At 46.5% G+C, this 12,455-nt stretch carries 3 protein-coding genes; all 3 read left to right on the top strand.

The window, feature by feature from the left end; all coding sequences use genetic code 11:
- Positions 1 to 950: 950 nt before the first annotated feature.
- The 3 genes from AXF23_RS01770 to AXF23_RS01710 all read left to right on the top strand — a co-directional run bounded on the left by AXF23_RS01770 (position 951) and on the right by AXF23_RS01710 (position 12,440).
- Entirely contained in the window at positions 951 to 2,057 is a 1,107-nt protein-coding gene (locus tag AXF23_RS01770; protein WP_107624097.1) for a Fic family protein, read from the top strand.
- 2,682 nt (positions 2,058 to 4,739) lie between these two features.
- Positions 4,740 to 8,537, top strand: coding sequence for a TIM-barrel domain-containing protein (locus tag AXF23_RS01735; RefSeq protein WP_107624094.1), 3,798 nt, complete (start codon positions 4,740 to 4,742; stop codon positions 8,535 to 8,537).
- Positions 8,538 to 10,949: 2,412 nt separating this feature from the next.
- The gene (locus AXF23_RS01710) at positions 10,950 to 12,440 is read left to right on the top strand and encodes an IPT/TIG domain-containing protein (RefSeq protein ID WP_107624092.1); all 1,491 of its coding nucleotides are present in this window, start codon (positions 10,950 to 10,952) and stop codon (positions 12,438 to 12,440) included.
- The last annotated feature ends 15 nt before the right edge of the window (positions 12,441 to 12,455 follow it).

Below are 12,455 nucleotides of genomic sequence, written 5' to 3'. Positions count from 1 at the left end.
CAAGCAACTGCTTAACTTGTCCACTCGTAACTCGTCAACTACCAATTCTTATTACTACTATTAGCAGTGATTTTTCGTCGCAAACAACTGGTCAACTCGTTAACTTGTTCACTCGTCTCCTCTAAAGCCTCTGTTTTCCTGTTACTTTGTCTTCTATTTCCCTGTCTACAATCAACTGGTTAACTCGTCCACTCGTTACCTGTCTCCTCTAAAGCCCCTGTTCTCCTGTTACTTTGTCTTTTATTTCCCCTATCTACAATCAACTGGTTCTCTTGTCTACTCGTTACCTTTCTCCTCTAAAGACCCTGTTCTCCTGTTACTTTGTCTTCTATTTCCCCTGTCTACAATCAACTGGTTCCCTTGTCCACTTGTTAGCTGTCTCCTCTAAAGCCTCCGTTCTCCTGTTACCTTGTCTTCTATTTCCCCTGTCTACAATCAACTGGTTCCCTTGTCCACTTGTTACCTGTCTCCTCTAAAGCCCCCGTTCTCCTGTTACTTTGTCTTCTATTTCCCCTGTCTACAATCAACTGGTTTCCTTGTCCACTCGTTACCTTTCTCCTCTAAAGCCCCTGTTCTCCTGTTACTTTGTCTTCTATTTCCCCTGTCTACAATTAACTGGCTCCCTTGTCCACTTGTTACCTGTCTCCTCTAAAGCCCTCGTTCTCCTGTTACTTTGTCTTCTATTTCCTTTGTCTTCAATCAGCTGGTTAACTTGCCACTCGTTACCTGTCTCCTCTAAAGCTCCCGTTCTCCTGTTACCTTGTCTTTTATTTCCCCTGTCTACAATCAGCTGGTTAACTTGTCCACTCGTTCACTCGTCTACTCACTCTCATACCAAGAATAGAAAGCATATTCTCCGCAAGTTTGCGGAGAATAACTGCTTTTTTCTCCGCAAACACTTGTCATTATAGCAAAAAAGTTGTAAGTTTGTTGCACTAAAACAGAGGTCTATGAAGCATCAATATATATGGCAGAACACGGATTTGCGTAAGATGACATGGCAAGACAACGCCCTTAGTTCACTTATCTCCGAGGTAAGTCTTCGACGTGGAAGTTTACTCGGTAGACTTTCTATGTTCGGATTTAAGGAGCAAGGAGAGTCTATGTTGGACTCGCTAACGGAGGAGATCATTCATTCATCTGAGATAGAAGGAGAAAACCTTAATAGGGTTAGTGTACGTTCGTCTGTCGCTCGACAGTTAGGACTCGAACATGATGGTTTACCCAAGACCGACCATTATATCGAGGGTGTCGTACAAGTGATGCTTGATGCTACCCAGCATTTCCAAGACTCACTTACCAAAGAGAGACTCTTTGGCTGGCATTCTGCCCTATTCCCAACAGGATATAGTGGAATGTATAAGATTACCGTGGGCGATTGGCGAAAGGGTGAAGAGGCGATGCAGGTAGTGTCGGGAGCTATGGGACGAGAGAAAGTGCATTATGAAGCACCACCAAGTAGTGATGTGCCACAGCTGATGAAACAGCTATTGACATGGATTGATGACGCAACACTTGGTATTGATCCATTAATAAAGGCAGCAGTGGCTCACCTCTGGTTTGTCACCATCCACCCCTTTGACGATGGTAACGGACGACTCTGCCGTACGGTAACTGAGATGTTACTATCAAGGGCTGACAACACCTCACAAAGGTATTATAGCCTTTCGTCTGAGATTCTCAACCATCGAAAAGACTACTATTTACAATTAGAGAAGGCACAACACGGTGGATTAGACATCACAGAATGGATTGTATGGTTCCTTGAAACACTCCGTAAGGCTTTAGATACTGCACTTGAAAAGACGGAGGGCATCATCCGTAAGGTGCGCTTTTGGGATGAACATAAGGACCTTCAACTAAACGACCGACAAAGAAAGGTACTCAACATGCTCCTCGATGGTTTTGAAGGAAAGCTTACTTCCTCTAAGTGGTACAAGATAACTCACTGTTCGCAAGATACCGCAACTCGTGATCTCAACGACCTTGTCAAAAAGAATATATTGAAGAAAGGTAGTGGGGGAGGACGTAGCACAGCTTATGAAATATTGATATAAGACAAAAAGAAAAGAAATAACAATAACAACAGCTGGGCCCGCTTCCGTCCCCAACTGGGGCGTTTTCAGACAGAATAACATAGTGACTGAGAGAGAGACAGATGTTCTTTTGAAGACAGAATAACATAATGACAAAGGGAGACAGATGTTTTTTTGAAGACATAATGACATAATGACAAAGGGAGACAGATGTTTTTTTTGAAGACAGAATAACAGAGTGACGGAGAGAAACAGATGTTTTTTTTGAAGACAGAATAACAGAGTGACGGGGAGAAACTGGTGATTTTTGTAAGACAGAATGACATAATGACAAATAAGGAATGACATATTTTTTCTCACAGAGAACACAGAGGAACAGAACACACAGGGTTTCAGAAAGATGATGGCCCCTCCCCCTTCCCCTCCCCCGAAGGGAAGGGGCGTGATCACCGAGATACCCCTATAAGAAGGATGTAGGCTACTTGTTGTCCCTTATTCGTGCCAACATTAGCTATAACGTTCTGTGAAATCTGTATGCCGGAGGCGTTCTGGAGCCTCACCCCCAGCCCCTCTCCGAATGGAGAGGGGAGTGATCACCGAGGCTACCCCTACTACGCTGCTTGCGTCGTGATGGGGATGTGCCATTGGCTTGTCCCCTCTATAGGTATTCTTTAACACCCAACATTCAACACCTAACACCCAACAAGGCTAATCATCAACACCTAACACTCATCACCCAACACCCTTCTTTAGCAGTAACGCTCTGTGAACTCTGTATGCCGAAGGCCTTCTGTGGGCTCGAAATGTGCGCCAAAATGCTCAGTGAACTCTGTGCGCTCTGTGAGAGAAAAATCTCCCCACGACTCTCAAGTGTTTTCTTTTTCTCACAGAAGAACACAGAAGAACAGAACACACAGCATTTCACAGAGACATTAAGTCAACAGATAGCACAGAACCTTACAGCCACCTTTAGCTATAACGTTCTGTGATATCTGTATGCCGGAGGCCTTCTGTGGAATCGAAACTGTGCGCAAAAAGGTTCTGTTAAGTCTGTGTGTTCTGTGAGAGAAAAACCTCCCCACAGCGAGTCTCAAGCGTTTTTTTCTCACAGATTTACACAGAGAAACAGAACACACAGCATTCCACAGAGACATTAAGTCAACCGATAACACAGAACCTTACAGCCACCTTTAGCTATAACGTTCTGTGATATCTGTATGCCGGAGGCGTTCTGTGAGTTCGAAACAGTGCGCAAAAAAGTTCTGTTAAATCTGTGAGTTCTGTGAGAGAAAAACCTCCCCAGCGAGTTGTTTGTGTGTTATCTCATAGCGAGGGTGCGTTCTATTTCTCACAGAAAAACACAGATGAACAGAACACACAAAGCTTCACAGAGACATTAAGTCAACCGATATCACAGAACGTTACAGCTAATCTTAGTTGAAAGGCCTCTGTGTTCTCTGTATGCCGAAGGCGTTCTGTGGGCTCAAACTGTGCGCCAATAACCTCCGTGAACTCTGTGCGCTCTGTGAGAGATAAAACTTCCCAGCGAGTTGTTTGTGTGTTATCTCATAGAGTGGGTGCGTTCTATCTCTCACAGAAAAACACAGAAGAACAGAACTCACAATGTTTCACAGAGACATTAAGTCAACCGATAACACAGAACCTTACAGCCACCTTTAGCTATAACGTTCTGTGATATCTGTATGCCGGAGGCGTTCTGTGAGTTCGAAATAGTGCGCAAAAAGGTTCTGTTAAGTCTGTGAGTTCTGTGAGAGAAAAACCTCCCCACAGCGAGTCTCAAGCGTTTTTTTCTCACAGATTTACACAGAGGAACAGAACACACAGCATTCCACAGAGACATTAAGTCAACCGATATCACAGAACGTTACAGCTAATCTTAGTTGAAAGGCCTCTGTGACCTCTGTATGCCGAAGGCGTTCTGTGGGCTCAAACTGTGCGCCAAAAACCTCCGTGAACTCTGTGCGCTCTGTGAGAGAAAAAACTCCCCAACGAGTGAGGAAGCTAAGCCAAGAATCGGCGAATGAACCTTTTCGTGGTGACACCGATTGTTCTTAGCTTTTATGAAAAATATTTATAAAATACGGCGAGGTGGCTCTTTATTTACGATGGGAATGTTGGTAAGAAGTTTGAATATAACCGGCACGTTTTCAGATGGTTATGAGTATGGAGCGAGGAGATGCCTGTCTTGCATCAAGAAGAGCCTTTTCTTGCATCAAGAAGGGCATGTTCTCGGATGTTGAAGGGCATGTTCTTGAGTGTAGAAAGGCGTAGACAGGATAGGAGAGAGACGAAAAATGTTTACACGTTCGGGGCATGTGAGAAACGAGGACAGTGTGACGCATGCTGTAGGAAAGGCTGGGACAGCTGGCAGGATACTGTGGCGAAGATAGTAGGAAAGGGCGGAGCAGATAGCAGGAAAGGCTGTCGCTGACGGCAAGGAAGGGGGGAGGGGACGGGAGGAAAGGTGGGGGAAGAATGGGGAAGACAATCGGGAGCAGGAAGGGGGAGGAGGACGTAAAAAGCTGATGAGTATGAAAATTATTGGTTAAAACATCGTAAATTATAAAAATATGGTGTACCTTTGCCACTACGTAACAATAACAATCATAAGCTAAAAACCAGAAGTAGTTCGCTGACCAGGCCTAAACCTACGCTTGGAGGACGAAAACGAAGATCTATAAGATGAAAAAGAAAAGAGCAAAGATGCTGCTTGCTGCCCTGTTATTAGCAGTGGGCGAGACCGCTTTTGCTGATGGAACGGTAGTAAGCGGTATTCGACAAATCAACCCAACAACGGTAGAGATTACTTACAGCGATGGTGGTGTGATGACGGTTGACTTCTATGGTAAGAACGTCTTCCGCCTTTTCCGCGACCCTAAGGGGGGCATTGTGCGCGACCCATCCAGCACTCCTCCAGCGCAAATCCTCGTTGACAACCCACGTAAGGACGCAGGACAGCTGAGTATCAATGCGTCGGATGCCGATGTGGCTGTGTCTACTGCCGAGCTACGTGTGCGTTTCGACCGCAGCACAGGACTCATGACTGTCACCGACCTTCGCAATGGTAAGGAGGTTATTAAGGAGGTTAAGGGTGTTGACTTTCAGAAGAATCGCACTACGGTGACGCTTCGTAATGCCGTGGGAGAGTTCTTCTATGGTGGAGGAGTACAGAACGGACGCTTCTCTCATCGTGGTAAACGCATCGAGATCGTCAATACCAACAGTTGGACCGATGGTGGTGTGGCTTCGCCAGCACCGTTCTATTGGTCGACGGGGGGCTATGCGGCCATGCCTTACACGTTTGCTCCCGGTGTTTACGACTTTGGTAGTACGGACAAGAACACGGTGACGATCAGTCATGACATGCCCTATCTCGACCTCTTCCTGATGGTCGATACGACCCCTGTCGCTTTGCTTCGCGACTATTATCAACTGACCGGTAATCCCGTCTTATTGCCTAAGTTTGCTTTCTATGAGGGCCACCTCAATGCCTACAATCGTGACTATTGGAAGGAGACCACCGAGGAAGGCAAGGGAATAAGCTTCGAAGACGGAAAGAGATATGTAGAGAGTCAGAAAGACAATGGCGGTATCAAGGAGAGCCTCAATGGTGAGAAGCAGAACTATCAGTTCTCTGCTCGTGCCGTCATCGACCGTTATAAGAAAGACGATATGCCGTTAGGATGGATTCTTCCTAACGATGGTTACGGGGCAGGATATGGGCAGACAACGACCCTTGATGGTAATATTGCCAATCTCAAGAGCTTAGGCGACTATGCCCGTAAGAACGGTGTTGAGATAGGTCTATGGACCCAGTCAAACCTCCATCCAGTGGACAGTATCTCAGCTCTCCTGCAACGTGACATCGTTAAGGAGGTGCGTGATGCGGGCGTGCGTGTGCTGAAGACCGACGTAGCATGGGTTGGTGCAGGCTATTCCTTTGGTCTGAATGGTATCGCCGATGTGGCCCATATCATGCCTTACTACGGCAGCGATGCTCGTCCCTTCATCATCACTTTGGACGGATGGGCAGGTACACAGCGATATGGCGGAGTATGGTCGGGCGACCAGACCGGCGGCGAGTGGGAGTATATTCGTTTCCATATCCCAACCTATATAGGCTCAGGCCTCTCCGGAATGGGCAATATCACGAGTGACATGGACGGTATCTTTGGTGGGAAAAACCTCTCGGTAAACATCCGAGACTTCCAATGGAAGACCTTTACACCTATGCAGTTGAATATGGATGGATGGGGTAGTAACCCTAAGTATCCGCAGGCTTTGGGCGAGCCAGCGACGAGTATCAACCGTTCTTACCTTAAACTCAAGTCGATGTTACTCCCTTATACCTACTCATGTGCCCATGAGGCCGTGACAGGAAAGCCCCTCATGCGTGCGATGTTCCTTGATGATAGCAACGACTACACCCACGGCAGTGCCACACGCTACCAATATATGTACGGTCCATCATTCCTTGTTGCACCCGTCTATCAGAACACCTCGGCCGATAAGGAGGGCAACGACGTGCGCAATGGCATCTATCTACCGAAGGGAACATGGTACGACTACTTCACAGGAGCTACCTACGAAGGAGGTTGCATACTGAACGACTACTTCGCACCGATATGGAAGTTGCCTGTCTTAGTCAAGTCGGGTGCTATCATTCCGATGGTCAATCCGAATAATAACCCTTCTGAGGTCGATAAGAGTCGACGCATCTTTGAACTCTATCCAGACGGTAAGACGACCTTTACCCTCTATGATGACGACGGTACGACACAGAAGTATCTCAACGGAGAGGGGGCTACTACGCTCATTACCTCCGACCTTAACGACAAGAAGGTGCTGACGGTTAGCATCGACAAAACCGTGGGAACATTCGATGGAATGGTCAAAAATCAGTCGACAACTTTCTATCTGAACACCAACGCAAAGCCTAAGAAGGTCATAGCCATTGTCGGTGGAAAGAAGATTCGACTAACAGAAGCAGAGCAGGGCGACAACACGTGGCAGTATGTTCAGGCTTCTAACATCAATCGTTTCGCAACGGCTGGCAGCGAGATGGAACGCCTACTGGTAACTAAAAATTCCCAAATCATCGTGCGCTTGGCGTCATGCGACATCACGAAGGAGGCCGTGACGCTCCGTGTGGACGGCTTTGAGCAGTTGAGAAAGTCAAACGAGACCTTGCGAAAGAAGGGTGTCTTGACTGCTCCCAACCTGCTTGAGGCTGATGTCCAGTCGTATAGTGTCACACCGAAGTGGGCTCCTGTGCAGAATGCTGACTACTATGAGATAGCCTTCAACGGCCAGACTTACACCACCATCCGCCACAACTCGCTCCTCTTCGACGACCTTCAGCCTGCTACCGACTACGACTTTAAGGTGCGGGCGGTCAATAGTGAGGGTGCGAGCGAATGGACGCCCCTACACGTGAAGACGGCTGTCAATCCGTTGGAGTACGCTATCAAGGGGCTTACCGCTACCTCAACGGCCCGTGATATGGAAGGTTTTGAAATCCATCGACTCGTTGACTTCAGTACAACTGGCGACATTTGGCACACCTATTATTATACGAAGGCAGTGCCATTCGACTTTACTGTCGACCTACATAGCACTAACACGCTCGACAAACTGCAGTATGTTCCACGTGCAAATGGCGGTAACGGTACGATAACCAAGTGTGACATCGCTGTCAGCAAAGACGGTAGAAACTGGACAGAAATCGGTCCGCAGCAATGGGCACGAGACGGAAGAACGAAGGAGGTGACGCTGTCTACCCATCCTGTAGCACGTTATGTGAAGGTGAGTGTGAAGGAGGCTGTTGGCAACTTCGGCTCTGGTCGTGAGTTCTATGTCTTCAAGGTGCCTGGCACAAAGACTATCCTTCCTGGCGACATCAACCTCGATGGTAAGGTTGACGAGAACGACTTCACCTCTTATATGAACTATACTGGTCTTAAGAAGGGCGATGCCGACTTCGACGGTTATATCTCTGGTGGCGATATCAACGGCAACGGCATGATTGATGCCTACGACATTTCGAATGTTGCTGCACAGCTCGAAGGTGGTTGGAACGACGATGACTTAGTCCCTGTTGGTGGTAAGGTTTATTACGAATACAACCGTAAGTCTTACGCTGCAGGCGATGATGTCATCATCAAGGTGAAGGGTAAGGACCTGCAGTCAGTCAATGCCTTCAACCTTATCTTCCCATATAGTCCGAAGGAATTGCAGTTCGTTAAGGTTGAAACCGACCCATCAATGGTGATGCGCAACCTCACCTACGACCGTCATCACAGCGATGGTTCGCAGGTGCTCTACCCAACCTTTGTGAACGTGGGCGACCACCCAACGCTCAATGGCGACGCCGATCTCCTCGTTATCCGTATGAAGGCACTTAAGCCATTCACCGTTAAGAACACAGCAGCCAAGGGCTTGTTGGTGGATAAAGAGTTGAGGGAGGTGGAGATAAAGTAAATGCACTGCGCCAGAAACACGCTGGCACTACACTCTACACCAGTTGGCCCCTCCCCCGGCCCCTCCCCCGTAGGGAGGGGAGTGATATGTGAGGTTACCCCTATTGGGCTGCCAATACGAGGCGTGGGGAGGTTTATCTTTCATGCTTGGGAGGTTTATCTCTCACGCTTGGGAGGTTTTTCTCTTATGCTTGGGAGGTTTTTTCTCTCACAGAGCGCACAGAGTTCACGGAGCATTTAGGCGCACGTTTCGAGCTCACAGAACGCCTCCGGCATACAGAGTTCACAGAGCGTTACAGCTAATGTTGGCTGTAAGGTTCTGTGTTATCGGTTGACTTAATGTCTCTGTGGGATGCTGTGTGTTCTGTTCTTCTGTGTCTTTCTGTGAGAAATAGAACGCACCCACTGTAAGAGAAAGGGCGCTTGAGACTTGCTTGGGAGGTTTTTTCTCTCACAGAGCGCACAGAGTTCACTGAGCCTTTTGGCGCACATTTCGAGCTCACAGAACGCCTTCGGCATACAGAGTTCACAGAGCGTTACTGCTAAAGTTGGCTGTAACGTTCTGTGTTATCGGTTGACTTAATGTCTCTGTGGAATGCTGTGTGTTCTGTTCATCTGTGTTTTTCTGTGAGAAATAGAACGCACCCACTGTAAGAGAAAGGGCGCTTGAGAGTTGTTGGGGTGTTTTTTCTCTCACAGAACTCACAGATTTAACAGAGCCTCTTTGCGCACTATTTCGAACTCACAGAACGCCTCCGGCATACAGAGTTCACAGAGCGTTACAGCTATCAATGGGGTGAAATCTGAGAAAGAGGAGAGTTTACAGAATGATAAAAAATCATTACATTGAGTAGAGCAAAAATCCCCCTAAATTAAAGTATAACGTCTTTTGCGATTACATTTGTAACCTACACGAAATGAGAATGTTACAAATAGCATTTGAGAACATGCCCTTCTTGCTTCAAGAAGGGCGTTTTCAATGTGCAAGAGGGGCATGTTTTCGAACGTAGAAGGGCCTTTTCTTGATTCATACTCAGTCCCTTGTCGATTGTAGAAGGGAACAGTCTGTAAAGTATATTGACATTCTTTGTTTGCATAGTTGGCATTATATCTCTCACGAAGGACCTTTCTTTCTCTCACAGAAAAACACAGAAGAACAGAACACACAAAGGCCCACAGAGACATTAAGTCAACCGATTTCACAGAACCTTACAGCCATCTTTAGCAGTAACGTTCTGTGAAATCTGTATGCCGGAGGCCTTCTGTGGAATCGAAACAGTGCGCAATAACGCTCTGTTAGATCTGTGAGTTCTGTGAGAGAAAAAACTCCCCAAGAACTGTGTTAGCAGGCCAATAGGGGTAACCTCACATATTACGCCCCTCCCTGCGGGGGAGGGGTTGGGGGAGGGGCCACCTCCTCATGGGCTCGAAACGTGCGCCAAAAGGCTCTGTTCGCTCTGTGTGCTCTGTGAGAGAAAAACCTATCCACACACACCTACAATGTTCTTTTTCTCACAGAATAACACAGAAGAACAGAACACACAAAGGCCCACAGAGACATTAAGTCAACCGATATCACAGAGCGTTACAGCTAATCTTAGTTGAAAGGCCTCTGTGAACTCTGTATGCCGGAGGCCTTCTGTGGGCTCGAAACGTGCGCCAAAAGCTCCGTGAACTCTGTGCGCTCTGTGAGAGAAAAAACTACCCAGCAACTCTCAAGCATCCTTTCTCACATGGAGGGTGCGTTCTATTTCTCACAGAAGAACACAGATGAACAGAACACACAGCATTCCACAGAGACATTAAGTCAACCGATTTCACAGAACCTTACAGCCAACGTTAGCTAATCATCAACACCTAACAACCATCACCCAACACCCGTTTTGGCTAATCATCAACACCTAACACTCATCACCCAACACCCTTCTTTAGCTATAACGTTCTGTGAAATCTGTATGCCGGAGGCGTTCTGTGAGTTCGAAACTGTGCGCAATAACGCTCTGTTAGATCTGTGAGTTCTGTGAGAGAAAAACCTCCCCAGCGTGAAAGAAGAACCTACCCACGTATCACGTCAGCAGGCCAGTAGGGGTAACCTCACATACTACTCCCCTCTCCATTCGGAGAGGGGCTGGGGGTGAGGCCACCTTGTCCTCTGGTCCTTTCCACACCCTTTAATTTAGGATTTTTTGGTATAAGCATACGATATATAAGGTGGATATGCACGGAAAAGTGGGTTATTTGATTAAAAATAGTTAATTAATAGTTGTACTGAATACATATCTTAAAATTATTTTCTAAATTTGTCAACCTTCAAAAAGATAAAGTACTGACTATTTACTTAAAGGCAGAAACTTACCTAAAAAGAAGCAATGAAATAATTAAAAACAATAATCAATTAAACTAAACCATTTCTATGAAGAGACTTTTCAAATCTTATTTGTGGATGGTCTTATTGGGTTCACTTGCATGGGCCTCCTGTTCTGATAAGGAAGTAGGGGGTCGTGTTGGAGGCTCCTTTGACCCTTCACAGCCAATTGTCATTAGTGATTTCTATCCCGACAGTGGTGGTATTGCTACGCCAATGATTATCACTGGTAAGAACTTTGGTACTGATACCACTGGTCTTTCACTATGGTATGTTGATGAAGATGGAGGTCGTCACCGAGGTGGACTTGTATCCTCTAATGGCGAGAAGCTCTATTGTTATGTGCCAGCCGGTTTGACTTACAAGCGTAACATCAAGCTTGAAGTGACACGTGCGAACGGTAACGACACTATTAAAGGTGAAGGAAACCGTGACTTTAAGTACATCACACAGACTGCCGTAACGACTATCGTGGGTACACAGACAAGTGATGCACATGCTACAAAGGCTGACAAACTGTTGACTTCAAACCTCTCAGCTCCTGCTTACCTTTGTATCGACAATGATAACAATATCTTTGTTGTACAGCATACTTTCAATGATGGTCTTAACGCAAACGGTACAAACTGTGATATTCAGTGCCGTAATGAGAAGAATGAGAATATTGGTGGTATGGTATTGAAGGCTAACTTGAAGAAGGATGAGGTTTCTATCCTTCAGGTGAATAGCGACAAGATTAATGCACCAGCTTACTCAACACTTGATGGTTATGAGGGTGTTTACGTACCAGACGATAGTGGGCGTAAGTATTATAGTTTGTTGAAAGACCAAGGCTATGCCGTTCACAAGCAGCAGTTCATTAATCCTAACGGTTATTCTGACCTTGATAATAGCAACTGGAAGTACTGCTTCGTGATTAATAAGAACGACCAGATGATTTACTCTGTGATGTTTAAGGGTCAGCTTATCCGTATTAATCCTAAAACACGTAAGGCTGAGCTGTTGTTGAAGCGTGTAGGTAAGGATGGTCCTAAGGGTTCAGGTGGTTCAGATGCTTTCTGTACATTCAGCCCTACACAGCCTAACCGTCTGTTCATCTCCTTCACTGATGCCCATCAGATATGGTATGTTGATGTAGACCAGTTGTCAGACAAGGATTCTCTGACTTACCAAGGTGAGCCATACGCAGGTATTTCTTCTTTCGGTACAGTAAACGTCACCGAAGGTAAGGGATGGGAAGATGGAGCATTGAAGAATGCCAAGTTCTGTTATCCACGTCAGATGACCTTCACCAAGGACGGCAAGCTCTATATTGCCGACTCAGGTAACCAGTGTATCCGTATGATTGATACCACGCAAGGCAAGAACGCACGTGTAACCACCCCAATCGGTGTTCCACAGAGTGCAGGTTTCCAAGATGGTGGTGTCGAGTTAGCCAAGTTTAATTGGCCGACGGGCGTCGCGGTGAGTGCCGACGGGAGTACGGTCTATGTCGCCGACTCGAAGAACCAAGTGATACGAGAGTTATCAATCAAATAGCTAAAAGCCTAATAA

The organism is Prevotella sp. oral taxon 313, assembly GCF_003043935.1.
Classification (GTDB): Bacteria; Bacteroidota; Bacteroidia; order Bacteroidales; family Bacteroidaceae; genus Prevotella; species Prevotella jejuni.
The sequence above is the reverse complement of the archived record's forward strand: the minus strand, read 5'-3'. Positions and strand labels throughout refer to the sequence as shown.